A 26,562-nucleotide genomic window follows, 5' to 3' on the forward strand; every position below is an offset into this window, starting at 1 on the left:
AAGTACGGCTGGAGGTGCGGGGGGCTGGGGTGAGGGCGTCGCGCGTTGGGGTGCATGAGGGGGCCACTCACCAGGAACGATGAAAAATGTCGACTAATTTGACGCTTGTCCAAACATCCGCACACAGTCGCGCCCGGTTTCTTTGGCCCGGTACATGGCCATATCGGCGTTTCTGGACAATGCAAAGCTGTCGCTGCCGTGCTCCGGGAAGAGTGCAATACCGATACTGCAAGAGATTGACAAGCGGTGTCCAGCCAACTCAAACGGAAGGCTCACGGCGGCGCGAATTTTTTCTGCCACCGCGCAGGCATCGTGGGCATCGGCCACAGAGCGCAGCAACACAATAAATTCGTCGCCACCAATGCGCGCCACGGTGTCGGATTCACGCACACATTCAACCATGCGCGCAGCGGCTTGCTGCAAGAGCAGGTCGCCCACGTCATGGCCAAAAGAGTCGTTGACTGGTTTGAATTTATCCAGGTCAAGAAACATCAAGGCCACTTGGGTTTTATCGCGCTTTGCCACAGTCAAGGCCTGCTGGATGCGATCGTCAAGCAGTCTCCGGCTGGGCAAGCTGGTCAGTGAGTCATGCATCGCCCGGTGTAGCATGGCTTCCTGCACGGTTTTCAACTCAGTCAGGCTGAGCTGCAACTTTCGGTTGATGCGCAGAATGTACAAGGCCACGCCGCCCACGCTAGCCAACAACAGCGCCGCAATCATCAAGATGCGATACAGCCAGCTTAGGTCAATGACTGGATTGGGGTCATAAAAAAATCCTTCCAGATCGCGCTCCGGTTTCATCATGCCGATCTTGGTATAAACCTCGGCAATACGCTGCCAGCGCCATGGGTTGCTGTAACCAATCTGGATCAGCTCCGGGCTAATCAGCTCAGTCAGCGTTTTGGCCTCAAAGACCAGATGCGCACGGCTTTTGTGCTGGCTGTTGTAGCGCGCCAGGATCAGATCAATCAACTCGTCAGAGTGTGCCAGCGCATAGTCCCAGCCTTTGAGCGTAGCGGCGCGAAAATCCGCAACCATTTTCGGTTGGGCCTTTTCCAGCGCGCCACTGGTAAATAAGACGTCGCTGTAGAAATCCATGCCGTAGTGGCTGGGTTCCAAAACGCTGTAGGCCACGCCGCGCTGTTGCAACTCAAAAGGTTCGTTGGAGCGGTAGGCATTGATGGCGACCACTTTGCCAGACAGCAAATCATCAATCCCATGCACCTCGGTCGTGATCTGGAGCTTGTCCAGTGCAATGCCCTCGTTCACAAACAGGGATTTTTGCTCCAGGCTTTCGTCGCCCGGCTGCAGTCTGATGAGTCCAGCTTTGGCAACTTGGGCGGGGTTACGCAAGTCGTCACCCAGACTCAGCAAGATGGTCGGTGAATGCTGGACGATCGGGGCCAGCATCAGCACCGGTTTGCCCATCATGTAAGTTTTGACTAAACCGGAATTTGATACCCCAAACTGGGCACGACCTTGCAGCACCTCCTCGGTGGATGAAATATTCGAGCCACCTTCCTTGAGCGTGACATCGAGGCCTGCGTCCTTATAAAAGCCTTTCTCCAGCGCGGCGTAATAGCCGGCAAATTGAAACTGGTGCTTCCAGCGCAGTTGCATCGTAACCGGCGTTTGGGCCAGGGCCGGCGTTGCCAGCCAAGCCAGGCCCAGTAAACAAAGGCGAATGCAAAATTGTTTTTTCACTTGCATGGATCAAAATTTCGACAATGGGGAACACAGCGCGTCGCCATTGCATGTGGGGGAAGCCAGTTGCATTATGTAGGCGCAGTACGATTCCATCATGCCCACCCAAGCCTATACCCTGTTTTCTACGCCCATCGGCCATTGCGGCATTGCCTGGAGCGAACGCGGGCTGACCGGTGTGCAGCTGCCCGAGCAGGACGAGGCCGCCACCCGTGCGCGCATGGGCCACTGGTTTCCACAGTGCAGCGAAGAAAGTCCGCCACCCCAAGTGCAAGACGCGGTCCGCGCTGTGGTGGCCTTGCTCAGTGGCGCGCCCCAGGCGCCGATGGACTTGTCCAACGTGGTGCTCGACATGGACGGTGTGCCGCCGTTTCACCAGCGGGTGTATGAAATAGCGCGCCGCCTTTTGCCGGGTGAGACCGTCACCTATGGCGAAATGGCCCGTCAGCTGGGCGATCCCGGCGCGGCCCGCGCTGTCGGACAAGCGCTGGGCGCCAACCCGTTTGCGCCGGTGGTACCGTGTCACCGCGTCCTCGCCGCCGACGGGCGCGCGGGTGGCTTCTCGGCCAATGGCGGCGTTACCACCAAGCTGCGTTTGCTGCTGATCGAACGCGCCCAGTTCAACGGGCCGGGGCTGTTTGACGACCCGGTGGATGCGCAGTTGCCGTGACTTGCTGGACGGCCATTATTCGCTATTAATTCAGGAGCTACTTACGCACAGTATTCGGGGACTAGAGGGCGCCATGGCTCTTTCTAGCCCAGTCCGCGCGGGTCGATGACCCGCCCTCGCCGGCTTTCGCATCAGAACATCAGAATAGCCGGACAGCCATGTCAAAGTACCAGCTCCGACGGATCTCGATCACGTCGTACTCGCGAGCCAGGCCCGGCGGGAACGAGGGATAGGGCGCCTGGCTTTGCACGATGCGTCGTACTGCTTCGTCGATTGCCGCCACGCCGCTGGAGACAACGATAGTCACCGACTCCACGGAGCCGTCGCTTCGAACTGCCACTGTCACGAGGGGATGGGTATGACGCTGCTTTGCCGCTTCGCGAACCATGTCGAAGGTCATGTTCAGCTCGATCTTTCGGCTCCAGGCTTCCGCGTACAGGATGAGTTCGGCGTTGGGGTCGGTGCGCCCGAAGAGCCTGCCTCGCCGTGCGCTACTCGACGAGGCTTCTCGCCTGGCAGCCTCCTCGTCCAGCTGCCTGCCAATCGCCCGAAGCACCGCCTCGCGCTTGGCCTCCTGCTCCGCCCGCGCGGCCTCTTTTTGTGCTTTTTCTTGCCCTGCCGCGTCTTGTAGTGCAGTCTCCCGGCGCTCGGCATCCAGTCGCGCAGCCTCGCCACGTTCAGCTTCCTGCCGAACCGCGGCCTGCCGTGCAGTCTCCAGACGTTCGGCTTCCACCCGTGCAGCTTCCTTATGAGCATCCGTTTGCCGTGCAGCCTCCTGGCGCTCGGCCTCCACCTGCGCCGCTTCCTTACGAGCAACCGTTTGCCGTACAGCCTCCTGGCGCTCAGCATCGATTCGCGCAGCCTCGACACGTTCAGCTTCTTGCCGAACCGCGGCCTGCCGTGCGGTCTCCTGGCGCTCAGCTTCCACCCGCGCTGCCTCGACGTGCTCAACTTCCTGACGAACCGCGGCCTGCCGTACGGTCTCCTGGCGCTCAGCTTCCACCCGCGCAGCCTCGACGCGCTCGGCTTCCTGACGAGTAGCCAATCGCCGCGCCGCCTCTGCCTCTATCTGGTCCGCCTGCGCTTGTGCCTCCTGCTTCGCACCATCGAGCTGGGTCAGCCCAAGGGCTTGCTCCCGCACCTCCGGCTCGATTTGCTTCTGCGCTGCATCGCCCGCATCTCGGGGCGCCGGTATCACGAGCTCCGGGCTCGTGGCGCTTGGCGCTGCTGCGATCACGGGCGTCGGCACCAATGGAGCGACGGGTACCACCAAGGTGGCCGTGTCGGATCGATCCAAGGCAATCAAGGGCGGTGTGGGGACCGGCGGTGACGCAAGGTTTCCCGGCCCACCGGCGGGAGAAGGCGCCCTCACAGCCTTCACAGCCTTCAGAGCATTTGCGTCGCGCGCAACGATTGGCTTTGGCTTGGCCACGCCTGTCGGTATGAGATCTGCCGACGGCTTGATCAAAACCGGCGCCGCTGCCGTGGCCTGCGCCGGTACAAGTACCACGCGCAGATCGTCAGCCTCAAAACGTCTTTCTCGCCAGGGCAATTCCAAGCCCGGAAAGCCGAAGCCCTGACCATCGAAGCTCAGGCTCAACAGCAGCGCGTGAATCAGCAAGGAGAGCACCAGCGCGGTGCCCATTGGCCTGCGTTCACGCAAAAAGTCGAAGTCAGGTCTCACATCGAAAAAACTATTGAATGCGCGAATTCCTCGGATAGGAAATTCAACCGCCTCAGGGGAGTATGACCAACTTGGAGCGACTGATCCATCGGGATTTTCTTTCAGCGAGGCCAGCTTGGCTTGGTCGATGCCTCTGGCGTACGGCAACCACCACAATAGCCGTCCACGAGCAAAATCTGATTTTTGTTCCGAGCGACTGCTTTGGAGCGATCAGTCCCCCATTCGCAAGAGAGCAAGCCGCACGCTGAAAAGGGCGCAAAATTAAATTTTATGGCTCGCAACAAAGGAACTCGAATGACATGGCTGCTATGGCTCGGACTGGTTCTATGCTTGCTGGTGGTCGTTGCTGTCGGGCTCTCTGCCTATGGGTCCAGACGGTGGACCGACACCACGCGGAGGCTGACCAGCAGGCTCGAGGCGGCCCGAGTCGACGAGAAGGCTCCGTCGCCGTCCCCGCCGCGCTACGACTCGCGCGAGCTCGAAGGCTTGCCCGCGCCGGTGCAGCGTTACTTCCGCGCGGTGCTCCAAGATGGCCAACCCATCATCGCCGCCGTCACGCTCGAACTCGCCGGCACTTTCAACATGTCCGCCACTGACGAGCAGTGGAAGCCGTTCACCTCGCGGCAACGGATCGTCACCCGTCGCCCGGGCTTCCTGTGGGACGCCCAAGTGTCCATGCTGCCGGGTGTGACGGTGCGCGTGGTCGACAGCTACATCGCGGGCAAGGGCCTGCTGCACGCGGCGATCCTGGGCTTGTTCACGGTGGCCGACGTCAGTGGCGGCGGCGAGATTGCCCGCGGCGAATTCATGCGCTTCTTTGCCGAAGCGGCGTGGTACCCGACCGCGCTGCTGCCCAGCCAAGGCGTGCGATGGGAGGCGGTTGATGACCGTTCTGCGAATGCCACTATCGTGGATGGCCCGATCACGCTGGCCCTGCTATTCAGGTTCAACGATGCCGGCCTGATCGGTTCGTTCCGCGCCGAAGCCCGGGGCGCCGGGGTGGGCAAGGAAATGGTCATGCTCCCCTGGGAAGGCAGCTGGTCCAACTACCAGACGCGCGATGGAATGACCGTGCCGTTCACTGGCGAGGTGGCATGGATGCGCCCGCAAGGGCGCAAGCCGTACTTCCACGGTACCGTCACCTCGCTGACCTACGAGTTCTCACCTTGACGCAGCGCATCCTGCTGGCGCACCGGCAGGCCGCAGCAGTACGATTCCACCATGCCCACCCAAGCCTACGCCCTCTTCCCCACCCCCATCGGCCACTGCGGCATCGCCTGGAGCGAACGCGGGCTGACTGGTGTGCAACTGCCCGAGCAGGACGAGGCCGCCACCCGCGCGCGCATGGGCCACCGGTTTCCACAGTGCAGCGAAGAAAGTCCGCCACCCCAGGTGCAAGACGCGGTCCGCGCTGTGGTGGCCTTGCTCAGTGGCGCGCCCCAGGCGCCGCTAGACCTGTCCAACGTGGTGCTCGACATGGACGGCGTGCCGCCGTTTCACCAGCGCGTGTACGCGTTGGCGCGCCGCCTTTTGCCGGGCGAGACCGTCACCTATGGCGAACTGGCCCTCCGCTTAAGCGATCCCGGCGCAGCGCGTGCTGTCGGACAGGCGTTGGGCGCCAACCCGTTCGCGCCGGTGGTGCCGTGTCACCGCGTGCTCGCCGCCGACGGGCGCGCGGGTGGCTTCTCGGCCAATGGCGGCGTTACCACCAAGCTGCGTTTGCTGCTGATTGAGCGCGCCCAGTTCAACGGGCCGGGTTTGTTTGATGATCCGATAGATACGCAGTTGCTGTAACAACTCGCCCGCATCACTTCAACCACAGCGGACACGCCTCACAAGCTACATCGTTTTATGACTCACCTCACTCAAAAAGCACTCATCATCATTGACATGCAGCGGGGCATGGCCGACCCAAAGACCGGGCGGCGAAATAACCCGCAAGCCGAAGACAATATCGCGGCGCTGCTTGCGGCATGGCGGGCAGCCGGGCAACCGATTGTTCATGTTCGCCACATGTCTCGATCCCCCGCGTCTGTGTTCTGGCCCGGTCAAACAGGTGCTGAATTTCAGGAGCGCTTTACGCCCCTCCCCACCGAGCATGTGATGGAGAAAAACGTGACGGATGCCTTCATTGGCTCCGGGCTTGAACGCTGGCTGCATGTTCGCGGTATCAAGGAGTTGGTCATTGTTGGCGTGAGCACCAATTACTCGGTTGAGGCCACCGCCCGGTCCGCCGGGAACCTGGGGTTTCTCACCTTCGTGGTATCCGATGCCAGCTTCACTTTTGACATGAATGACTTGACCGGCACCCTGCGTCAAGCCGAAGACATCCATCTCATGTCGCTGTCCAACCTTCAAGGCGAGTACGCCACCGTGATCAGTACGGCGGACTTGCTGGCGCAAATGCACACGGATTTCCAAAACAAACGCTAGGACGGGGGCACGCAAACTTAAGCGCAGGTGTACCCCGCTATGTCGGGGACGCTACCTCACGCCAGAGCTGCTGTCGCATCGCCCGGCGACTCTGGCGTTGTTGGTCGAGGGCCAAGCTTGATCCCAACCGTTCAGAACTTGACGCTGGCTATTTCCACTCCCACATTTTTTCGCTGGTGCTGCCTTTCTCGTCCACTTCGTATTCAAAGACGGCGACGATCTTGTTGAGCCCGGCCAAAGACTGGGACGAGGTCTGGTAACAAATCGAGCCACGCCAGCTTGCGGCCATGCCTTGCCCGGTCGGCCTGCCGACGCCAGTGCCGGTCCAGGTCGCGATGTCGCCATTCTTGGTCGTGACCAGACCCTGGCCGACACCATTGAACACGCCATGTGGCGTGAGCGTGGAGACGTAGGTTCCCACGTCGGTAATGTCCTGCCCGAGCAGGCTGCCGGCGCCCTGAAATGACACCTCCATCTTTGGCCCCGTGCCATCGAATGGCAATACCCGTACTCCGGTTACTTTGCCTTGTCCTTCGCCAATCATTTCACCTAACATGATGTTCTCCTCAAGAAGAAATCCAGTTTGCCCTTGGGGTAACGACCCGCCACGCCCGGCAATCTGATTTGGCGTGGAGGGGTGCCGCGCTCTGCGCAGCAGCCGGATCACGTCACCGGAATGAATTTCGCTGACAGTCCCGGCCCGACAACAATGCTCCGCCTGTTTCAGACGATGCTTGTTGAGATTTGACAAATTCATTGAGGAAAAAATGGTGCAGGAAAAATTAAGTTACTACCCGGGCCGCCCATGGGCATGGCGCGCATTTCACCCAAATACCCCTCAAGCCCTTACGCGGTGTGATGCACTTCCTGCAAGCCATAGACCGGCGTGTCCAGCCCTTCCATGCGCGCCTTGAGCTGCAGCGCCAGGTAGCGCGAGTAGTGGCGCGACTGGTGCAGGTTGCCGCCGTGAAACCACAGCGCCTCCTGCTGCGTCGGCTTCCACATGTTGCGCAGCTCGCCCTCCCACGGGCCGGGGTCTTTGGTGGTGTCCGAGCCCAGGCCCCAGCATTTGCCGACCTTGGCCGCCATCTCGGGCGAGACCAGGCGCTCGACCCAGCCGTTCATCGAGCCGTAGCCGGTGGCATAGACGATCAGGTCGGCGGGCAGTTCGGTGCCGTCGCTCAGCACCACCGAGTGCTCGGTGATGCGCGCGATGTCCACGCCGCTCTTGAGCTTGACGTCGCCGTTGGCCACCAGGTCGCAGGCGCCCACGTCGATGTAGTAGCCCGAGCCCCGGCGCAGGTATTTCATGAACAGGCCCGAGCCGTCGTCGCCAAAGTCGAGCATGAAGCCGGCCTTGCGCAGCCGGTCATACAAATCGGCGTCGCGCTTCTGGATTTCCTCGTACACCGGGATGTGGAAGGTATGCATGATGCGAAACGGCACCGAGGCAAAGATCAGGTCGGCCATGTCGGTGGTGATGCCTTTTTCCAGCGCCTGCTCCGAATACAGCCCGCCCAGCGCCAGCTCCATGAGCGAGTCCGAACGCACGATGTGGGTCGAGCTGCGCTGCAACATGGTCACGTCGGCGCCGTTTTCCCACAGGTCGGCGCAGATGTCGTGGGCCGAGTTATTGGCGCCCAGCACCACGCAGCGCTTGCCCTTGTAGGCATCGCCGCCGGGGTGCTTACTGGAATGGTGCTGCACGCCCTTGAACGTCTCGGCGCCCTCGACCTGCGGCACGTTGGCCACGCCGGACATGCCCAGCGCGAACACCACTTGTTTCGGCCGTAGCACGAGCGTCTGGCCGTCGCGCACCACGGACACTTCCCACTCTTTCGCGGCTTCGTCGTATTTGGCCTTGGTGCATTCGGTGGACGACCAGTAGTTCAGCTCCATCACCTTGGTGTACATCTCCAGCCAGTCGCCGATCTTGTCCTTGGGGCAGAACACCGGCCAGTCGTCGGGAAACGGCAGGTAGGGCATGTGGTCGTACCAGACCGGGTCGTGCAGGCACAGCGACTTGTAGCGGCTGCGCCACTGGTCACCCGGGCGCGGGTGTTTGTCGATGATGAGCGCGGGCACGCCCAGGCGCTTGAGGCGCGCGCCGAGTCCGATGCCGCCCTGTCCGCCGCCGATCACCAGCACATAGGGCTGCACGCTGATGCCCAGTTCGGATTCCTCCTGCTGGCGGCGCTCGGTCCAGTTCTGCCGGCCTTTTTGCACGCCGTGTTCGGCGCCCTTGATGCGGTCGCGGCCCTTCTTCTCCTCGAAACCCTTGAGTTCGTAGAGCGTGGTGAGCAGCGTCCAGCACAAGCCGTCTTTGAGCCGGGCATAACCGCGCCCGCGCGCCACGGCGGTCTCGAAGGTGAACCAGCCTTCGGTCACGCCATTGGCGCGGCTGGCCTCGCCTTCGGTGCGCCAGTTGGCCGGCTGGGTGGTGGCGAGCGTGGCGGCCAGCAAGTCCTGCACGCCGGCCCGACCTTCGACGGTCTTGAGGTTCCAGGTGAAGCCGATCAGGTCGCGCCAGTGGCAGTCGGCGGTGAAGAGCTGGGTGGCGGCCTGCACGTCGCTGCGTATCAGCGCGGCGTCGAACAGTTCGAGCCAGCGGGCGATCTCATCGGTGGGGCTGAGGGCGCTGTGGTGGGCCGCGGGGGGCGCGCCGGTTACGGTGTCGGTCATGTCTTGTCTCCTTGCTATGTTGCAAATCGCCGGCAGGGGTGCCGACGTTTGGCTTATTGCAAGTGGCATGCCGGAATGGAGATGAATTTAAACGCTACGTTATTTATAGCTACTTGCGCTTACTGGTAGCGGGCTAGAGCCACTTTTATATAAATGTTCTCGCCATGCGGCGCGCTGTGCAAGCTGTCACAGCGTGACGGCTGTCACCGGTCAGACGTGACACCTGTCACGCCTGAAGCCGGCGTGTTTCAGTTGGCCGAGTCGCCGTCGCGCTGGTTCGGCGAGGCAATGCCCCAGCGCTGCATGCGGCGGTACAGCGTCATGCGCGACAGGCCCATGCGGCGCGCCGCCTCGGCCACGTTCCAGCGGCTGGCGGCCAGGTGCTGCAGCAGTTGCGCCGCCTCCTCGGTAGTGGTCGCGGCGGGTGCGGTAGCCAAGGTTGCGGATGGCGCAGCAAAGGGATGAATGGCAGTCGCGCCGCCCAGGTGATCGGGCAGGTCGTGCAGTTCGATCAGGCCCTGGCTGCACAGGCTGCGCGCGTACTCGATCACGTTGTGCAGCTCGCGCAGATTGCCCGGCCAGTGGTGCGCCAGCAGGCGGGCGCGCGTGTCGGGGGACAGCGCCACGGTGCCCGCTTCATCGCCTTCACGCGGGTTCGCCAGCAGGCGCTCGATCAGCCAGTCCAGGTCGCTACGCTCGCGCAACGGCGGCAGCACCAGGTGCGCGCCGTTCAGGCGGTAATACAGGTCGGCGCGAAAACGCCCCGCGCGCACCAGCGCCTCCAGGTCGCAGTGCGTGGCCGCGATCACGCGGATGTTCACCGGCACCGGCCGCGTGGCGCCCACCGGCAGCACTTCGCGCTCGGCCAGCACGCGCAGCAACCGGGCCTGCAGCGCCAGCGTCATGTCGCCGATCTCGTCGAGGAACAGCGTGCCGCCATCGGCCTCCTGCACCAGCCCGCGCTTGGCGCGCGAGCCCGCGCCCGAGAAGCTGCCCGGCAGGTAACCAAACAATTCGCTCTCGGCCAGCGCCTCGGGAATGGCGGCGCAGTTCACCGCCACAAAAGGCCGGCCGCGCCGCTCGCTGCTGCCGTGCAGCGCCTTGGCGAAGAATTCCTTGCCGCTGCCGGTCTCGCCGGTCAGCAGCAGCCCGATGGGCGAATTAACAAAGCGCGCCGCGCGTGCAATCTGCCGCGCCAGCGCCACGTCGCCGCCGCACAGCGCGGCCAGCGGTCCCGGCACGGGCGCCGCTTCGGCGGCGGCTGCAGCCGCGGGGCGCGTGGCGGCGAGCGGCGGCGCTGCCAGCAGGAACAGCAGCTGGCTGGCGCCGGCCACGGTGATGGCGCGACGGTCCGCCGGGCAGCTGTGCAGGAAGCGGCCCAGCTCGCCGAGCCGGACGTTGAACAGGCGCTCGAATGCGACGCCCATCAGCGGCCCGGCCACCTGATCCTGCAGCAGCAGTTGCGCGCGCCGGTTGTAGCCGATGACCCGGCCCGCCGCGTCCAGCGCCAGCAGGTAGTCGGGGTTGACCTCCAGAAACTGCGGCGAGGGCGACAGGCGCAGCACCCAGTCATGGCGAAACTGGCGCAGAAAGCTGGCGTTTTCAACATGCTGGGCGTAAATCTTCACCATCTGCAGCGCCAGATGCTGGCTGTCCTTGCCCTGCGGCGAGCGCAGCGCCGAGATATCCAGCACCGCATTGAGCTGGCCGCGTCCGTCGAACACCGGCGCGGTGGTGCAGGTCAGCGGGATGTGGGTGGCGTCGAAATGGTCGCCCTGGTGCACCGTGAGGGCCTGCCCGGTGCTGATGCAGGTGCCCACGCCGCAGGTGCCTGCCACCGACTCGCTCCAGTCCGACCCCAGGTACAGGCCGGCGCGGCGCAGCGAGTGTTCGGTGTGCAGGTCGCCGAGAAAATCGACGGTGACGCCGCGCGCGTCGGTCAGCAGCACCACGTAATCCAGCCCGGCCACATGCTGGTAGAGCGCCTGCATGCCGCTGCGCGCGATCTGCAAAAACTCGTCCATCCGTTCCTGGTGCTCGCGCAGCCGATGGCTGGGCAGGATGATGGCGTCCTGCATGCGCGTCGGGTCCAGCCGGTAGTCGCGCGCGCAGCGGCGCCATGAATCGTGAATGAGGTTGTCGTCTGCAGGGTTCAGGCTGCCGTTGTCGCCGCCCGCCACCGCTTGCATAACCGTGTCAATATGCTCACGCTGATGCGCATTCATAAAGTTGTCTCCTGGTGCGCACACAAAATCTACGCCAATGAAATATTGGTCTGTCGTCTGTCCCGGGAGAACTATAAATTCTCCCGAATGGACAGTCAATCGGGCCGCTGAGCGAGCGCTATAGTGGCCGATCCTACTTTTCACACGCAGCATCATGAAATTCGGCTACACCATCATCTATGTCCCTGACGTTGCCAGTTCCCTTGCGTTTTTCGAAACGGCCTTTGGCTTCACCCGCCGTTTCCTGCACGAATCCGGCACTTATGGCGAGCTGGAAACGGGACAAACCACGCTGTCGTTTGCAGCGCACGAACTGGGCGACATGAATTTTGCTGGCGGGCATGTGCAGGCCCACGCATCTGCCCAGCCGCTGGGCATGGAAGTGGCTTTCGTGACCGACGATGTGCCTGCCGCGCACGCCAAAGCACTGGCCGCTTGCGCAGCGCAGCTCAGTGCGCCAAGCACAAAGCCTTGGGGACAGGTGGTGTCCTACGTGCGCTGCCCCGATGGAACGCTGGTGGAGCTGTGCACGCCAGTGGCGTAGCCAGTGCGGCGCTGCCCACGTGGGGGAAGCCTTCATTACCATAAAGCGCCTGAAGCCGACAGGGTTGGGCGATATAGTCCTACAGCGCAAAGGTGAAGCCATGGATAGCATGACATATTCCTTCAACCTCATTAAGGAGTCTTGCCATGAGTGTCGCTAAAGTCATTGAAGTCAGTGCTACCAGCAAAACCAGTTTTGAAGACGCCATTAACCAGGGCATCGCCCGTGCTTGCGACACGATCGCCAACGTGCGCGGTGCCTGGATCAAGGAGCAGCAGGTTTCCGTCGAAAACGGCCGCATCAGCGACTACCGGGTGAACATGCAGGTCACCTTTGTGCTCGAAGACAAGTAGACGTCAAAGCCTCAAGTCAGCAGTAGGTTTTGATTCAGGATTTGTTTGACGGCACCATGCGTTTGCGGCGGGCGCTATAGTGGGCACTCCCCTTTTGCCTTGCCTCCGTCCGAATAAAAAAATGCCCCCTCAATGATTGATGAAACAAAACCATGTCCCGTCTGCGGAGAAACCATCAAGGCGGCGGCGATCAAATGCCGCTTCTGCAACACCGATCTGATGGCCTACTCGGCCTCAAAAGAGGCCGAAGCGGAACAAACCTTGTTCACGGGCCATCCCGTGGTGCTCTACAACTTCTGGCAATGGGTATTTGTCATCGTCACCCTCGGCATCGCCTACCCCTTCTACTGGCTGCGAAGTATCTCGACCACCTACGAGATCACCACGCAGCGGGTCCGAATTGAGCGCGGCCTGCTCTCCAAGTCGAAGGAAAGTGTTGAACTGTTTCGCATTGATCACTTCGATCTGCTCAAGCCGCTGGGCATGCGGCTTGCCGGTCAATGCCTGCTTCGCCTTCGCTCGTCGGACACCAGTTTTTCGACGGTCGTGATCTTCGGCATACCGAATCTGGAGTCTCTGGCCGACACCTTGCGGGAATGCTCGCTGCGTGAGCGCACGAGACGGCGGGTGACGACCTTTGTTCAGGCTTGACTCGGACGGGTCACCATGGCCGGGCTATCCGGCATGATTTTCAATGAGAAAACGTGACTCGAACACCTCGGCTGGAACCGGCTCGCTTAGCAAATAGCCCTGAATGCAATCACAGTTCAACCCGGCCAGGAAGAGACGCTGCTCTTCTGTTTCAACCCCTTCGGCAACGACCTTCAACCGCAGGTTGTGTGCCAGCGAAATAATGCCGGAAACAATCGACGCATCGTCAAGGTTATGGGTCATTTCGCGGGTAAAAGCGCGGTCTATCTTCAGCACATCGACTGGAAAGCGTCTGAGATAAGCCAGTGAGGAATAGCCGGTGCCGAAGTCGTCAATCGCCAGTTCGACGCCTGTGGCCTTCAAGGCCCGCAGCAAGAGCAAGGTTTCCTCGGCATGTGCCATCAGCATGCTCTCGGTAATTTCCAGCGTCAGGCACCGGGGGTCCACGCCGGTGTCTCGCAAGGCGCTGCGCAGTGTTTCTATAAAGTTCACTTGTTGCAGTTGCAGGCCAGACAGGTTGACGGTGACGTAGAGTCCCGTCGACCCGGCGTCATGCCACTTCTTCAGTTGCACGCAGGCGGCCCGCAATACCGCTTCTCCGATGGGAATGATCAGGCCGGTTTCTTCTGCCAGTGGAATAAATTCCAGGGGAGAGACCAGCCCCCGTGAAGGATGACTCCAGCGCGCCAAGGCCTCCATGCCGACGATGCGGCAGTCGGCGGCATCGGCAATGGGCTGAAAATACACCACGATTTCATTACGCTCCAGTGCGCGGCGCAACGCACCTTCAAAACGCAGATGCTCACTTGCGGAAACCTCCATGTTTTCCTCGAAAAACTGAAAGCCACTGCTTTTCTTTTTAGCCCGGTACATGGCGGTATCGGCGTGGCGCAGCAGCGTGCTGGCGTCAAGCCCATTGATCGGAAAAACGGCGATGCCGATGCTTGCCGAAACAACAATATCGTGCCCGTCAATCTCAAAGGGTGCGGTCACAGCGTGGCATATTTTCTGCGCCGTACCCGACGCTATACCCACATTGGGCAAATCATCCAGCACGATAGCGAACTCGTCGCCGCCCAAGCGCGCAACACAGTCGCTTGCGCGCACGCAGCCACGGATCCGTTCGGCAACAGTTTTCAGCAACTTGTCACCCGTTTCGTGGCCGAGGGTATCGTTCACGAACTTGAATCGATCCAGGTCGAGATACAGCAATGCCAGTGACTTGGCCGTGGGCTCGGCCCGCGCAATGCAGCGGCTGAGATGGTCATTGAACAGGGTCCGATTGGGCAGTCCGGTCAGGGAATCGTTGTATGCCAAATGGCGCACATGGCGCTCGGCCCGGGTCGCATCCACCAGCCGACGAACACGCTGGTTCACGACCGCCAGATGAATGGGTTTGGGTATGTAATCACTGGCACCGGCGGCGAACGCCCGTTCAATCGATGCACTGTCCTCCAAGGCGGTAATCATCAGCACAGGAATTTGACACCACTCGGGCGAGTCCTGCAAGCGGGCACAGGCTGTGAACCCGTCCATCACCGGCATCATGGCGTCCATCAAAATAACGTCGGGCCGCATGCGCTGCACCTCGGCCTCCACTTCGCTGCCGTCCGCCGCCTCCGTCACGACAAAGCCGCTGCGCTGCAAAGCCGCGCGCAAGGCCGATCGGGTACTGCGGTCGTCATCCACAATCAAGACCAGTGCTTCGCCGGCAAGCGGCGCCGGTTGGAGTACCTCGGGCTCATTGGCCAACTCCAGGTTCAAGGCGTCGGCGACCAGCGCGTATTCCGCCCGCAACGATGGCACGAGACGCCCGGCCGCGTCGACCTGATCGGTTTCTGCAAGCGACTCCATGTTCTTGGCCAGTGCGGCAAGTTCGAACGCACCAAAATTCCACGCCGCCCCCTTGATGGCGTGGGCCACGCGGCGCACGTTGTCGCTCTCCTGGACCACCACGGCCGCGGCCAACTCGTCCAGATAACTGGGCATGTCTTCAAGAAAGGGGTGAATAGCTTGCCCGATCGCGCCACCCAGGGCCTCGCGCAGGCGAAGCACCACTTCGCGGTCAATTGGCTCATCGCCCGACCGGGTCACAGTTGTGTCAATCGCCACGGTGCTCGCTGACGTGGGGGCAACGATCTCCGCGTCGACCAGCCAGCGTTGCAGGCGAGAGGCCATGCTGTCCAGCGTCAGGGGTTTGGGCAAATGGTCATCCATGCCTGCGGACAAACATTTTGCGATGTCTGTCGCTTGTGTATTGGCGGTCATCGCAACAATCGGTATGCGCCGTCCGCTGTCGGCTTCCACCCCCCGAATCACCGCCGTGGCCTCGTAACCATCCATCTCCGGCATATTGCAGTCCATCAGGATCAGATCCCACGGCTTGCGTTTAAAAGCTTGCACCGCCATACGACCATTCGCCGCCACTTCCGATTTGCAGTCCAGCATCTGCAGCATGCCAGCAGCAATGGTCTGACTGGTGCGGTTGTCCTCGACGATCAAAATCTCCGGAAAGCGTTTGCGCGCCTGGCGGACCATGGCGCTTTCGTCGACCACCAGCACTTGACCGGAACGCGCATCAGAAACAGACACCAAAACTGGCATGCTGCCACGCTGCAACGGCAGCGCAAACCAAAAGGTACTGCCAACGCCTGGCACGCTGTCGACGCCGATCTCTCCGCCCATCAGCGCACACAGCTGTTTACAGATCGCCAGCCCGAGACCCGAGCCATCATGCCCGCGGGTAGAGGACGGATCAGCCTGCGTAAACGAATCAAAAATACTGGCAATGGCATGCTCGGCAACACCGATGCCACTGTCAATGACTTCAAAACGCAAGGTCCCATGAGTACCAAAAGGGCCAACGGCCGACACGCGGATCGCCACCTCACCACTTTCGGTGAACTTCACCGCGTTGCCCACCAAATTCAGCAAGACCTGACGCAGCCGTCGGGAGTCCCCACACAGTTGTGCGGGCACGCCGGGCTCTACCACGTACGAAATCTCCAACCCTTTGCTTCCAGACTGCGGAATAACCAGTTCAATGGTCTGCTCGCACAGTCGGGCGATCTCAAAATCATGCTCATCAAGCTGTAGCTTGCCCGCTTCCAGCGAAGAGAAATCAAGGATGTTGTTGATGAGGTCGAGCAAATACTGCGACGAATCCCACGCCAGCGTGACATAGTTGCGGGCCACCGCAGGCAAGGCTGTCGCGCGAAGCAGGTCCAAAGTACCGACCACGCCGTTGAGTGGCGTACGAAGTTCGTGGCTCATGGTCGCCGCAAACTCCGCTTTCAGGTGCGCCAGGCGCAAGGCTTGCACACTGGCATGCCGCAAGGCCTGCTCGCGCTCGTCGAGTACCGTCATCATGCTGTTGAAGGCATAGGCCATATTGGCAATATCGCGCGGTCCCGCCAACTCGGCGCGCACGCCGGATTCACCCCGCCCGGCACGCCCCATGGCTTGCGCCAGCTGGATCAAGGGCTGCGTCATTCGCAGCGTCAGCTTGCGCGTGATGAGCAAAAAGAACACCGCAAAAGAGAGCGCAATCGCCATGTTCAAGGTGAACAGCGTCAGCAACGCGCTCCCCAGCGACGCCTTGGACAGAACAACCCGCACATAGCCAATGGTCTGCCCCTTGGCGACTTCCATTTCGTAAGGCGAGTTGTGATCGGCAATGCCCACAGGGGCGACAAAGTGCCAGGCCTGGCTGTTCTCGGCGTCAAGAAACGCCGCCGCCGACGTCAACACGTCCGCGGGTGGCGACTCATCACCCAGGACGAGTGCGACGTCTCCGGTGCCACGCGCCGTCAAAAGTCGTCCGTCGATGCGCCGGATTTCGACCCTTTCCACATCAGGAAAAGCCAGAACACCTGACACCGCGTCCGCAATGTTTTCGCCGGCATCGGAAAGCAGCGCAAGCCGTGCCTGGCGCGCCAGACTGTCAGAAAGACGCTGGCCCTGCGCCTGGCGATTTTGTCGAATGTCCCGACTGCTCTGCCACGAGATAACAAGTGACGACAACAAGGCAAGCAGCAGCACGCCGGTCGCGACCGTGAACGAAAGTTGTTGTCGAAAAGTGCTTTTTCGAAAAATAGCCCATAAGGGATTGCGAGAATTCATTAACTTCAGCACCGATCAGCGAAGGGGATAGACAAGATCGAAATCCTGTTGACGCGTGGACAGCTGCAAACCCAGGTGACTGGCCGTGCGTATGTTGACGGCCAGCAATGCATCCTTCATCGGCACCACCGATACGGGGTTGCCTGCGGGAAGGCTGAGAGCGGAAGAGGCCAACTGGCGCCCCAAGGCCATGTTATTGGGGTACAAGGAAAAAAGTGCACCCCGTTTGACATGATTCACGTTGCTTGAGAAAACGGCCAAGTTCCGGTTCCATGCGCTCTCAAGTATCAGTGGCAGCACAGAAGACTCTTCGACGCTTGTTGAATCCTGTGGCAGCCACAGCGCATCCCGTTTGGGATCGGCGCTGGCGAGCACCTCCTGGTACACCCGCACTGCACTCTTCAAGTCCGTGACTTCAATCGTGTTCAACTCCAGCCCCAGGCTGCGCGCGGCATCGCGGGCAAGACGTATTAACCACGCATTTTTTGTCGGGTCGTACACCACAATGACGCGGCGCGCATTGGGCATGAAATGCTTGAGCCGCTCAAAAAGCATTTTGGGATCCGGCGCCAGGCTGATGATCGGAAAATTTCGACCCTCCCCCGAAGAAGGCAACACCACCCCGCCGGCGATGACACCAAACTCTCGCTCCCATGCGGAGGCGGCCTTCATCCCCTGACGGCCAAGCGCAATCACCACCTTGATGTCCTGGCGTTTAAGCTGGGCGAATATCTCTTGCGCGGAGTTGGCCCCACCCACGGCATAACTCGCCACCGGCCCGCCGACTTGGGCTTCGATACCTTCGATAATTTTGGCAAAAATAGCGCGATAGGGCTCGTCGAGGTCGGGGTACAAAACCGCAATACTGCCCGCGTCTGTCGTCAAGGCTACTTTGACGCGTTCAATCCGGCCGACCTGCGCGAACACCTGTTCATTGGCGGCCACCTGGAGACGATAGACCACGATATCGCTGTATTGCTCGATTCGTTGCAGTACCCGCGGAAAGTCATCTCTTTGCGCGGCATCCGAGAAACTGACTTTGGTGGCCAATTTGTTGGGGTCTCCCCCCTCCCTGCCCAACGATTGCGCGAGCGCGGGCAGGGCCGCGAAGCAAAGAACGGCCGCCTGCATCAGCTTGAAATAATTCACATTCTTCCTTCGTATTCAAACGACTCACAAGCGGTAAACCGCCTGTATATAAGCGGAGAAAGGCGCCATAGGCAAGTCATCTGGAAGTGCCGTTCCCGGTGCAACGCTGGGCTCCCGCACGTCGGCGTTGAACAGATTGCGCAGCCCGAGACCAAAACTCCACTGCTTTCTCTTGCTGGGGGTACTCACGTAGAGGTCAACCGTGGTGTAGTCGGCAATATTGGCGCGGACATCGCCGGCAGCCCGTCGACGATCGGCAACCCAGTTGACCTGGGTACTCCCCAGCCACTCATTCGAAAAACGCCAGTCAGCTCGGGTGTAAACGTGGTGATGAGGCGCATAGCCGGCATCTGTTTGGGTCGCCTGATCGATTGAGGTCTGCCAGGAATAGTTGCCCGTCAGGCGCAGACTGCGGTTGACATCCCACACCCCTTCCAGTTCACCGCCATCCCCATACTGCGTGCCGGTATTGAAGTAGGTACCTCCAACGAGGCGAATCGTGTCCTTCATGTCGTAGTGAAACAGACTCACATTCAACTGGAGGTCACGGCGCGCCTGCCAGGTCAGTGCCGCCTCCACGGTACTCACCACCTCGGGCCGCAGATTGGGGTTGCCCAGTGCCACCGGGTTGGTAATGCTGTAAATTTCGTTGAAGGCAGGCGCCCGAAAAGCCCGCCCCGCCATCAGTTTGACGGTCACGTCCAATGCGGCATCCCAAACCAGGGCCAGGCGCGGATTGGTGGTGCCCCCCACGTCGGAGTACCTGTCGTGGCGCAAGCCGGTGGTCAAAGCCCAGTCCTTGGCAAAATTCCACTCATCTTGCGCGTAAACGTAATCCACCAAACGCCGATGCGGCAACATGAACGGATTGCTGTCCGAAAAGTCGACCAGTGCGCCCCCTGCAACCGGCACCAGGGCACCAGTGGGTGAATAGGTAAAGTTTCGGCTTTCAGCAGTCTTGTACAGATCCAGGTCATCGTGACCCACGCCAAAACGAAGGCCATGATCTGCAAAACCGGTATAGGTGGCAAAAGCTGAAAGCCTCAGCTGGCGTTCCCAGGTTTCCGGGCCACCTGAAAATCCATTGGCTGACACGCCGCCCCCGATATTGGCGCCCGGCGGAAAAAGCTGAAAAGCGACGGGAACTCGCTGGGTGTAATAAAGATAGCTGGCCTCAAACCCCACGCCCCAATCTGGCGCGAATTGGGCGTTGGTCCACGAGACGTCACCCGTGAGGCGCTCACTTTTCTCACGTCCCACCGGGTCCAGTGCCGATGCAATACCGGCGCCAAGCCCGATGTTGTCGCGCAACTTGTAGCCGGCCCGCACGCGCCATTTGTCATAGGCCAGGTCGAGATTGCCGTCAACGGCGTCGTAGCCCGTGCGCACGGACCCCGGCGCCAAACTGGCGTGGGTGCCGAATATCCGGTCAAAACGCGTTTGCGCATCAGCACTCACCCGCTCCTTGAAGCCCTCACTGCTGCCGATGCGCAAATAGGCCGCCACGTCCATCGGCCCCAACTTGCCACCGTGCTGTACCCATGCATTCTCTGTCGCGAAGGAGCCCACGCGCATTCCGACTTGGGTTCCCGGTGTATCCGCCGCGGATTTGGTGATGATGTTGATCACCCCCGAAAATGCGTCGGCGCCATACAGCGCTGAGCCCGGCCCGCGAATGATCTCGATGCGGGCAATGTGTTCTACCGGGTAGCCGCCCCAAAGATTGCCTTTGTTTCCAATGAGCAAGGTCGTAATGGGAACGCCGTTTTGCATCACCAATACCTGGGGTGTAAATTGTGTTTGAACGCCGCGTACCACATACAAAGGCGCATAGTTGTTGGCGCTGCGGCTCACATGGACGCCGGGTACCGTTTCCAGCACCTCGTCCAGATCCGTGGCGCCCATGGCGGCAATGTCTTCGGCCGTGATGACCGTGGCCACGGCAGGCGCCCGGCGCAGGGATTGCTCGCTACCGGTGACGATACTCACGGTGGCCTTGTCGCCATAGGACACCACGAGATCCTCGTCATCGCCGGGACCTTGTGCAAATGAGTACTGTGCCTGCAGCAAAAGTACTGTACCCAACACAAGTTGGCCGGCTGGTTTCATGATTCAACCTTTTTGTTGATATTGCACATAGCCTCCCCGTCTTTTCTTTACATTTTATGGGCATAAGTTACAGAGTCGTAACAATCGTTCCAACGCGCCGGATCAACACGGGAAGACTGCACAATAGGTGTCGCTTCAGGACCTATTCATGCTCTCAACCCTCGTCACCATCTGGATTCTCCACGTCGCCGCCCTGGCCACACCCGGCGCCAACGTCTTACTGGTGTCGCAGCTTGCGGCCAGTGACCGCGCCCAAAGTGCGGTGTTTGCGGCCCTGGGCGTGACCTTGGGCGCACTCATTTGGGCCAGCAGCGCGGTGCTGGGTGTGCATGCCATCTTTCAGGCCTTTCCGGGCTTGCGCCTGGCCTTGCAGATTGCCGGCGGCGTCTACCTGCTGGTGGTGGCAAGTCGCCTGTGGCGCTCGGGTGGCGCTGCACTCCCCGAGAGCAGCGCGTCGGTGTCCCGCATCGCTGCATTTCGCCTTGGATTTTTGACGAACATCACCAATCCAAAATCCGCGCTGTTCTTTGGCAGTGTTTTCGCCGCCTCGTTTCCCGCAGCACCCAGCGCCGAACTGCAAATGGCGGCGGTGGCCATGATTGTCATGAACGCGCTGGGCTGGCACATCCTGCTGGCCTACCTGTTCTCGCGCGCCCGGGTGCGCTCGGGTTACTCGCGCATGCGCGGCCTCGCCAATCGCATGGCTGCCGCGGTGGTAGGCGTTTTGGGCCTGGGACTGTTGGTGGCAAGCTTGCGCGATGCCAGATCGTAGCAAGCTGTATACGCTATTAAATCAATAGCTTCTTGCGCATATTCCACATGGGCTAGAGGCCAATTTAACCATCAAATCAGGCCCACGACGGATTCCACAGCGCCCGCTTGAGGTGTGGGCGACGGCATGGGGCGTCGGGCTACATCCGCTATTGCAGTGATGGCTCGCTGCCCCTTCGATTTCTTTGCGAATTCGCAAACAAAATTCACCGGCAATGCCTAGAGTTATTTTTTTGAAGCTGGCTCCGCAAAAGACCATCTCGACCCTGGAATGGAGCTTGAACATGAGCTATCAGATTAATCAGGCCGATCTTGACTCTCTCCGCAGACAATTCAACGGTCAAGTCATAGGCACCAACGACCCCGAATACGACGAAGCCAGGACGATTTTTAACGCCATGATCGATCGTCGGCCGGGCGTTATTGCCCAGTGCGCCCATATCGATGATGTCGTGCGCGCCGTGCAATTCGGACGTGAGCGCGGGCTGGAGTTGGCGGTCCGGGGCGGCGGGCACAGTGTGGCGGGCAACGCGCTCACAGATGGTGGTCTCGTGATCGACCTGAGAAGGATGAACGCCGTGTCGGTCGACCCTGACGCTCGAGCAGCCGTGGTTGGCGGCGGCGCCACCATGAGCCATCTCGATTTAGCCACGGGCTTGTATGGCCTTGCAACAACGGGCGGCCGGGTGTCAACCACCGGGGTCGGTGGTTTTACCTTGGGTGGTGGCAGCGGCTGGCTCGACCGGAAGTTTGGCCTCGCCTGCGACAACCTCCTGTCCGTCGAACTCGTCACCGCGGACGGCAGCATCGTCGTTGCCAGTGAGGACGAGAACCCGGAGCTGTTCTGGGCCCTGCACGGGGGTGGCGGCAACTTCGGCGTGGCAACATCGTTTACGTTCCAGCTGCACGCGCTGCCGTCGGTGACTGCAGCGCTCTTGCTGTGGCGGCCCGAGGCCGGGCCCGATGTCCTGCGCGCTTACCGCGATTTCATGGCATCGGCGCCGGACGAAATCGGCGGAGGCCTCATTTACGTGACCGGCCCGGCCGAACCCTTCGTCCCCGCCCATCTGGTTGACAAGCTCACGCTCGCGGTCCTGGTGGTCTATGCGGGACGGGAAGCCGAGGCGCGCGAGGTGGCCGCCAGCCTGCTTGCGCTCGGGCACGAGGGCGAGCTGATCGCGGAGATGCCCTACGCCGAACTCCAGTGCATGCTGGACGACCCGCCTGGCTACCGGAACTACTGGTCCGCCGAGTACCTCGACGCCTTGCCGGACGAAGCCATCGACCGGTTCTGTACCCGCGCAAATGACATGATCGTGCCCTCCGCATCGCAACACGTTCTTTTCCCGCAAGGGGGTGCGGTAGGGCGGGGACCGGTTCACTACCCGCTTCCGTGGCGGCACGCCCCGTGGGTGGTCCATCCTTTCGGCTTGTGGCTGGACCCGGCCGATGACGAGCGCGCTCGGCGCTGGGCGCATGACATCCGCGCCGACCTCAAACCGTGGTCCAGCGGCGCGGTCTACCTCAACTTCATCGGAAACGAGGGGGAGGATCGACTCAAAGCCGGGTTCGGCCGGGAAAACTACGCGCGACTCGCCAAAGTGAAAACGCAGTACGACCCGGAGAACCTCTTTCACTTGAATCACAACATCAAGCCGGCATGAACCCTGGCTGCTGGAAAAGGATCATATGAGTCTACTAACCGATCGCATCGAAAAAGATGTTCTGCTCAAGGCACCGCTCGCCAGGGTGTGGCGCGCACTGTCGAATGCCGAGGAATTCGGTGACTGGTTCGGCGTCGCGCTCAAGGGAAAAAGCTTCGCAGTGGGCCAACATGTGCAGGGACAGATCGCCTCCCCGGGCTACGAGCACCTCGTCTTTGACGTGCTGATCGAGCGCATGGAGCCGCAGCGTTTGCTGGCCTTTCGCTGGCATCCCTACGCTGTGAATCGCGCCGTTGATTATTCGCAAGAGCCAACCACGCTGGTCGAGCTCGAGTTGAAGGCCGTCGAGGGCGGCACCTTGCTGAGCGTCGTCGAATCCGGCTATGACAATGTCCCGCCGGCGCGTCGTCTGGAAGCATTTCGCATGAACAGCGGGGGCTGGGATGAGCAGATGGAGAATATCAAGAAACATGTTGCCGCACCCTAACGCGCCATCCGCGTAGGCGGGGCGGCCTGATGGCTTATCCTGCACACTTCATCGCCTGCAGGAGACCTTTATGACCAGCCCCATTCGACGCATCGCCATCTGCACTGGCGGAGGTGATGCGCCCGGCCTCAATGCGGTCATCCGGGCCACGGTGACCGCCGCTGCCAACCGGGGCTGGTCGTGTATGGGTATTCGCAATGGGTTCAACGGCATCCTGCAGCCCGAGCGCTACCCCACCGGCGGTGTGATGGAACTCACGCGCGACCAGGTGCGTGGCATTGCACACTTGGGCGGCACCCTGCTGGGCACCACCAACAAGGGCGACCCGTTTCATTTTCCTCTCACCTTGCCGGATGGCACGCTGACGGAAATCGACCGCTCCGACGAGATCCTGGACTACTTCCAGCGCGAGGGCATCGATGCCCTGGTATCGGTAGGGGGCGACGGCTCGCTCACCATCGCCAATGAGCTGCATCGCAAGGGCCTGCGCGTGGTCGGAGTGCCCAAGACCATCGACAACGACCTGGACAAGACCTTTACCACCTTTGGTTTTGACACGGCGGTGTCATTTGCCACCGAGTGCCTGGACCGTCTGCACAGCACGGCCGAGAGCCATCAGCGGGTAATGGTGGTGGAGGTGATGGGGCGCTACGCGGGCTGGATCGCGCTGCATGCGGGCATCGCCGGCGGGGCGCACGCGATTCTCATCCCCGAGATGGCCTTTGACCTGGACAAGGTGGCGGCCAAGATTCGTGAGCGGGACGCTGACGGGCGCCTGTATTCGCTGGTGGTGGTGGCCGAGGGCGCGCTGCCCCAGCATGGCCAGCGCGCGGTGCTGGCGCCGGCCGAAATCGGGCACGCGGAGCGCCTGGGCGGTATTGGCGAGCAGGTCGCCCGGGACTTGGCGCAACGCACCGGCAAGGAGGCGCGCACCGTGGTGCTGGGACATTTGCTGCGCGGCGGCAGCCCGACCTCGTTTGACCGGCTGGCGGCCCTGCGTTTTGGGTCCGCCGCCGTGCGCGCACTCGACGAAGGCCTGTCCGGCGTGATGGTCGCGCTGGGCTTCCCCAACGTGAACTATGTCCCGCTGGAAGAAGTGGCCGGGCGCATGAAAGCCGTGCCGCCTGACTGCGACACGCTGCAGACCGGGCGTGACCTGGGTGTGTGTTTCGGCGACTGAGCCCGGCAAATTGCGTGGAAATCCGCATAATGGGCGACTTGTGGAGTGCTGAGAATGGGGAGCAATACCATGCGCCTTTTGCTGGTGGAAGATGACACGATGATCGGCGAGACCGTGCTCGATTTATTGCGGGCCGAGCACTATGCCGTCGATTGGGTCCGGGACGGCGAGATGGCCGACACCGCCCTGCAAACGCAGACCTATGACCTGGTCCTGCTGGACCTTGGTTTACCGCATCGCGATGGCCTGAGCGTGCTGCGGGCCATGCGCACGCGCAAGGAGCGTACCCCGGTATTGATTGCGACGGCGCGCGATTCGGTGCAACAACGCATCGAGGGGCTGGACGCGGGCGCGGACGACTATGTGCTCAAACCCTATGATCTCGATGAGATGCTCGCCCGCATCCGCGCACTGTTGCGCCGGGCTTCGGGCCGGGCCGAGCCGATTTATGAGCACAAGGGCGTGAGCATCAATACGACGACCCGTGAGGTCAAGCTGGACGACCAGCCCGTGTTGCTGTCGGCGCGCGAATGGGCGGTGCTTGAACCACTGATTGCCCGGCCGGGCCGGGTTTTCTCGCGTCTCCAGATCGAGGAAAAGTTATACGGATGGAAAGACGGGGTCAGCAGCAATGCCGTGGAGGTCTATATCCACGGGGTGCGCAAGAAATTGGGGGACGAGCTGATCCAGAACGTGCGCGGCGTGGGTTACATGGTGCCAAAGGGGGCAGGATGAAAGCGCCGGCACCTCACTCATTGCGGACGCGACTGCTGTGGTGGTTGCTGGTCGCCATTCTGCTGACGGCGGTGGCGCAAGCCTCGATCGCCTACCGCACGGCGCGTGCCGAAGCCGACGACATCTTCGATTACCACATGCAGCAGATGGCGATGTCCTTGCGCTCGGTGCTGCCCCTTAACGCGGACGGCGCTGGGATGGACGGGCCCCGCATCGGAGAGAACGCCGACTTCGTCGTGCAGGTGTGGACCGCCAATGGCTTGCGCGTGTTCCAGTCAACCGCGCGCGCCGCGCTGCCAGACCGGGCCGCGCCCGGATTTTCTGATTTGAAAGTGCAAGGCACCACCTACCGGGTGTTCTCGATGCAGACGGAGTCCCAGACCATCCAGATTGCGCAGGATATGGCCGCCCGCCGCGAGATGGCCAGCACGCTGGCCTTGCGCACGGTGGCGCCGATTGCCGTGATGGCGCCCCTGCTGATGCTGGTCGCGTGGTGGGTGGTAAGCGTCTCGCTGGCACCGGTATCGCGGGTGCGGCGCCAAGTGGCCGCACGTCAGGCGGACGACCTCACGGAGTTGAGCGAGGCCGACTTGCCGGATGAAATACGGCCGTTGGTGCATGAGCTCAATCTCCTGTTCCGCCGGGTGCGACGCGCCTTCGATGCGCAGAAAAGCTTCGTCGGCGACGCCGCCCACGAGTTGCGCTCGCCGCTCGCGGCGCTGAAACTGCAGGCGCAGAGCCTGCGGCGCGCCTCCGACGTGGCGACGCGGGAAGTGGCGGTGGGCCGGTTAACCGCAGGCATCGACCGCGCATCGCGCCTGGTGGAGCAACTGCTGGTGCTGGCACGTCAGCAAGCCACTGCGGCCACGGGTGACAAACCCGAACTGGTCGTGCTGTCCGACATTGCACGGCTCGTGGTGGCCGACTCGGCCGCGGCTGCGCAGACCCGCCGGATTGACCTGGGCCTGAGCCAGGCTGACGAGGGCAAGGTCACCGGGCATGCACAAGCACTGCGCATTCTGCTGCGCAATCTGGTGGACAACGCCATCAAATACACACCGCCCGGCGGCCGGGTGGACGTGGAGGTCAGCCGGGTTGCCGATCGCCTGGTGCTGACCGTGGACGACAGTGGCCCGGGGATTCCCGAGCAGGACCGCGAACGCGTGCTGGACCGCTTTTACCGCGTCGCCGGGACAGAAACCACGGGCAGCGGGCTCGGCCTGGCGATCGTCAAGTCCATCGCTGATTTGCATGGCACCCTGCTGTCACTGGATCATTCGTCACGGCTGGGCGGACTGAGGGTGGCGGTGAGCTTCCCGACCGGCAAATAATTTCAACACGTCTCCGCCAGATTTCACGCCCTGCGCGCCGGGTAGCACTTACCATGCAGGCCAATCAA

General features: G+C 61.5%; 21 protein-coding genes. 13 read left to right on the forward strand and 8 right to left on the reverse strand.

The features are described 5' to 3' along the window. Positions 1–93: 93 nt before the first annotated feature. Entirely contained in the window at positions 94–1,710 is a 1,617-nt protein-coding gene (locus C5P05_RS15945; protein WP_114970838.1) for a diguanylate cyclase domain-containing protein, read from the reverse strand. 91 nt (positions 1,711–1,801) lie between these two features. On the opposite strand from C5P05_RS15945, the gene C5P05_RS15950 reads away from it, so the two are divergent. Further along, positions 1,802–2,374, forward strand: a complete 573-nt coding sequence (locus tag C5P05_RS15950) for a methylated-DNA--[protein]-cysteine S-methyltransferase (RefSeq protein ID WP_114970839.1) — start codon at positions 1,802–1,804, stop codon at positions 2,372–2,374. Between the two features lie 139 nt (positions 2,375–2,513). Here C5P05_RS15950 and C5P05_RS15955 read toward each other — a convergent pair whose 3' ends face one another. After that, the gene (locus C5P05_RS15955; protein WP_157979354.1) at positions 2,514–4,214 is read right to left on the reverse strand and encodes a TonB family protein; all 1,701 of its coding nucleotides are present in this window, start codon (positions 4,212–4,214) and stop codon (positions 2,514–2,516) included. A 138-nt stretch (positions 4,215–4,352) separates the two neighbouring features. Here C5P05_RS15955 and C5P05_RS15960 point away from each other — a divergent pair, with 138 nt between their 5' ends. From C5P05_RS15960 to C5P05_RS15970, 3 genes are read left to right on the forward strand one after another with little or no spacing between them, the layout of a single operon-like run. After that, entirely contained in the window at positions 4,353–5,228 is an 876-nt protein-coding gene (locus C5P05_RS15960) for a DUF6920 family protein (RefSeq protein ID WP_114970841.1), read from the forward strand. Between the two features lie 51 nt (positions 5,229–5,279). After that, complete coding sequence (locus tag C5P05_RS15965; RefSeq protein ID WP_114970842.1) at positions 5,280–5,852, forward strand: methylated-DNA--[protein]-cysteine S-methyltransferase; 573 nt, start codon at positions 5,280–5,282, stop codon at positions 5,850–5,852. A 57-nt stretch (positions 5,853–5,909) separates the two neighbouring features. Beyond that, the gene (locus C5P05_RS15970; protein WP_114970843.1) at positions 5,910–6,491 is read left to right on the forward strand and encodes a cysteine hydrolase family protein; all 582 of its coding nucleotides are present in this window, start codon (positions 5,910–5,912) and stop codon (positions 6,489–6,491) included. 148 nt (positions 6,492–6,639) lie between these two features. On the opposite strand, the gene C5P05_RS15975 is transcribed toward C5P05_RS15970, so the two are convergent. The 3 genes from C5P05_RS15975 to C5P05_RS15985 form a co-directional block, all read right to left on the reverse strand. Beyond that, the gene (locus tag C5P05_RS15975) at positions 6,640–7,047 is read right to left on the reverse strand and encodes a hypothetical protein (protein ID WP_114970844.1); all 408 of its coding nucleotides are present in this window, start codon (positions 7,045–7,047) and stop codon (positions 6,640–6,642) included. 290 nt (positions 7,048–7,337) lie between these two features. Continuing rightward, on the reverse strand, positions 7,338–9,173 hold the full coding sequence (locus C5P05_RS15980; RefSeq protein WP_114970845.1) for an NAD(P)/FAD-dependent oxidoreductase: 1,836 nt from the start codon (positions 9,171–9,173) through the stop codon (positions 7,338–7,340). Between the two features lie 248 nt (positions 9,174–9,421). After that, on the reverse strand, positions 9,422–11,398 hold the full coding sequence (locus tag C5P05_RS15985) for a sigma-54-dependent Fis family transcriptional regulator (protein ID WP_114970846.1): 1,977 nt from the start codon (positions 11,396–11,398) through the stop codon (positions 9,422–9,424). 154 nt (positions 11,399–11,552) lie between these two features. On the opposite strand from C5P05_RS15985, the gene C5P05_RS15990 reads away from it, so the two are divergent. The 3 genes from C5P05_RS15990 to C5P05_RS16000 all read left to right on the forward strand — a co-directional run bounded on the left by C5P05_RS15990 (position 11,553) and on the right by C5P05_RS16000 (position 12,946). Beyond that, positions 11,553–11,942, forward strand: coding sequence for a VOC family protein (locus C5P05_RS15990; protein ID WP_114970847.1), 390 nt, complete (start codon positions 11,553–11,555; stop codon positions 11,940–11,942). Positions 11,943–12,088: 146 nt separating this feature from the next. Beyond that, positions 12,089–12,295: a dodecin family protein gene (locus C5P05_RS15995; RefSeq protein WP_114970848.1), complete on the forward strand. Its 207-nt coding sequence runs from the start codon at positions 12,089–12,091 to the stop codon at positions 12,293–12,295. Positions 12,296–12,427: 132 nt separating this feature from the next. After that, positions 12,428–12,946 (forward strand): PH domain-containing protein, encoded by a 519-nt coding sequence (locus C5P05_RS16000; RefSeq protein ID WP_114970849.1) that lies wholly within the window; start codon positions 12,428–12,430, stop codon positions 12,944–12,946. A 24-nt stretch (positions 12,947–12,970) separates the two neighbouring features. Here C5P05_RS16000 and C5P05_RS16005 read toward each other — a convergent pair whose 3' ends face one another. Genes C5P05_RS16005 through C5P05_RS16015 form a run of 3 tightly spaced genes read right to left on the reverse strand, consistent with a single transcriptional unit; the run spans position 12,971 to position 20,326 of the window. Then, positions 12,971–17,068, reverse strand: coding sequence for an EAL domain-containing protein (locus tag C5P05_RS16005; protein WP_114970850.1), 4,098 nt, complete (start codon positions 17,066–17,068; stop codon positions 12,971–12,973). Positions 17,069–17,083: 15 nt separating this feature from the next. Next, complete coding sequence (locus C5P05_RS16010; RefSeq protein ID WP_114970851.1) at positions 17,084–18,217, reverse strand: ABC transporter substrate-binding protein; 1,134 nt, start codon at positions 18,215–18,217, stop codon at positions 17,084–17,086. 24 nt (positions 18,218–18,241) lie between these two features. Then, a complete protein-coding gene (locus C5P05_RS16015) occupies positions 18,242–20,326 on the reverse strand; it encodes a TonB-dependent receptor plug domain-containing protein (protein ID WP_114970852.1) in 2,085 nt (694 codons plus the stop codon). Positions 20,327–20,474: 148 nt separating this feature from the next. Between C5P05_RS16015 and C5P05_RS16020 the strand changes: the two genes are divergently transcribed. From C5P05_RS16020 to C5P05_RS16045, 6 genes are all read left to right on the forward strand, one after another. Then, complete coding sequence (locus C5P05_RS16020; RefSeq protein ID WP_114970853.1) at positions 20,475–21,098, forward strand: LysE family transporter; 624 nt, start codon at positions 20,475–20,477, stop codon at positions 21,096–21,098. A gap of 283 nt (positions 21,099–21,381) precedes the next feature. After that, complete coding sequence (locus C5P05_RS16025) at positions 21,382–22,761, forward strand: FAD-binding oxidoreductase (protein ID WP_114970860.1); 1,380 nt, start codon at positions 21,382–21,384, stop codon at positions 22,759–22,761. 25 nt (positions 22,762–22,786) lie between these two features. Then, positions 22,787–23,248, forward strand: a complete 462-nt coding sequence (locus C5P05_RS16030) for an SRPBCC family protein (protein WP_114970854.1) — start codon at positions 22,787–22,789, stop codon at positions 23,246–23,248. Between the two features lie 70 nt (positions 23,249–23,318). After that, the gene (locus C5P05_RS16035) at positions 23,319–24,428 is read left to right on the forward strand and encodes a 6-phosphofructokinase (protein WP_114970855.1); all 1,110 of its coding nucleotides are present in this window, start codon (positions 23,319–23,321) and stop codon (positions 24,426–24,428) included. A gap of 69 nt (positions 24,429–24,497) precedes the next feature. Continuing rightward, on the forward strand, positions 24,498–25,163 hold the full coding sequence (locus C5P05_RS16040) for a response regulator transcription factor (protein WP_114970861.1): 666 nt from the start codon (positions 24,498–24,500) through the stop codon (positions 25,161–25,163). Then, positions 25,160–26,494, forward strand: a complete 1,335-nt coding sequence (locus tag C5P05_RS16045; RefSeq protein ID WP_114970856.1) for an ATP-binding protein — start codon at positions 25,160–25,162, stop codon at positions 26,492–26,494. Before C5P05_RS16040 ends, C5P05_RS16045 begins: the two co-directional genes overlap by 4 nt. Positions 26,495–26,562 lie beyond the last annotated feature (68 nt).

It is taken from the genome of Rhodoferax ferrireducens (genome assembly GCF_003347515.1).
In the GTDB taxonomy this organism is placed as follows: Bacteria; Pseudomonadota; Gammaproteobacteria; order Burkholderiales; family Burkholderiaceae_C; genus Rhodoferax.

Excerpts from the sequence above, each read along its gene's own strand:
- C5P05_RS15990 (WP_114970847.1), top strand. The coding sequence starts at position 11,553 with ATGAAATTCGGCTACACCATCATCTATGTCCCTGACGTTGCCAGTTCC.
- C5P05_RS16020 (WP_114970853.1), top strand. The coding sequence starts at position 20,475 with ATGCTCTCAACCCTCGTCACCATCTGGATTCTCCACGTCGCCGCCCTG.
- C5P05_RS15960 (WP_114970841.1), top strand. The coding sequence starts at position 4,353 with ATGACATGGCTGCTATGGCTCGGACTGGTTCTATGCTTGCTGGTGGTC.
- C5P05_RS16040 (WP_114970861.1), top strand. The coding sequence starts at position 24,498 with ATGCGCCTTTTGCTGGTGGAAGATGACACGATGATCGGCGAGACCGTG.
- C5P05_RS15980 (WP_114970845.1), bottom strand. The coding sequence starts at position 9,173 with ATGACCGACACCGTAACCGGCGCGCCCCCCGCGGCCCACCACAGCGCC.
- C5P05_RS16005 (WP_114970850.1), bottom strand. The coding sequence starts at position 17,068 with ATGAATTCTCGCAATCCCTTATGGGCTATTTTTCGAAAAAGCACTTTT.
- C5P05_RS15985 (WP_114970846.1), bottom strand. The coding sequence starts at position 11,398 with ATGAATGCGCATCAGCGTGAGCATATTGACACGGTTATGCAAGCGGTG.
- C5P05_RS16045 (WP_114970856.1), top strand. The coding sequence starts at position 25,160 with ATGAAAGCGCCGGCACCTCACTCATTGCGGACGCGACTGCTGTGGTGG.
- C5P05_RS16035 (WP_114970855.1), top strand. The coding sequence starts at position 23,319 with ATGACCAGCCCCATTCGACGCATCGCCATCTGCACTGGCGGAGGTGAT.
- C5P05_RS16015 (WP_114970852.1), bottom strand. The coding sequence starts at position 20,326 with ATGAAACCAGCCGGCCAACTTGTGTTGGGTACAGTACTTTTGCTGCAG.
- C5P05_RS15995 (WP_114970848.1), top strand. The coding sequence starts at position 12,089 with ATGAGTGTCGCTAAAGTCATTGAAGTCAGTGCTACCAGCAAAACCAGT.
- C5P05_RS16000 (WP_114970849.1), top strand. The coding sequence starts at position 12,428 with ATGATTGATGAAACAAAACCATGTCCCGTCTGCGGAGAAACCATCAAG.
- C5P05_RS15970 (WP_114970843.1), top strand. The coding sequence starts at position 5,910 with ATGACTCACCTCACTCAAAAAGCACTCATCATCATTGACATGCAGCGG.
- C5P05_RS15945 (WP_114970838.1), bottom strand. The coding sequence starts at position 1,710 with ATGCAAGTGAAAAAACAATTTTGCATTCGCCTTTGTTTACTGGGCCTG.
- C5P05_RS15965 (WP_114970842.1), top strand. The coding sequence starts at position 5,280 with ATGCCCACCCAAGCCTACGCCCTCTTCCCCACCCCCATCGGCCACTGC.
- C5P05_RS16030 (WP_114970854.1), top strand. The coding sequence starts at position 22,787 with ATGAGTCTACTAACCGATCGCATCGAAAAAGATGTTCTGCTCAAGGCA.
- C5P05_RS16025 (WP_114970860.1), top strand. The coding sequence starts at position 21,382 with ATGAGCTATCAGATTAATCAGGCCGATCTTGACTCTCTCCGCAGACAA.
- C5P05_RS15950 (WP_114970839.1), top strand. The coding sequence starts at position 1,802 with ATGCCCACCCAAGCCTATACCCTGTTTTCTACGCCCATCGGCCATTGC.
- C5P05_RS15975 (WP_114970844.1), bottom strand. The coding sequence starts at position 7,047 with ATGTTAGGTGAAATGATTGGCGAAGGACAAGGCAAAGTAACCGGAGTA.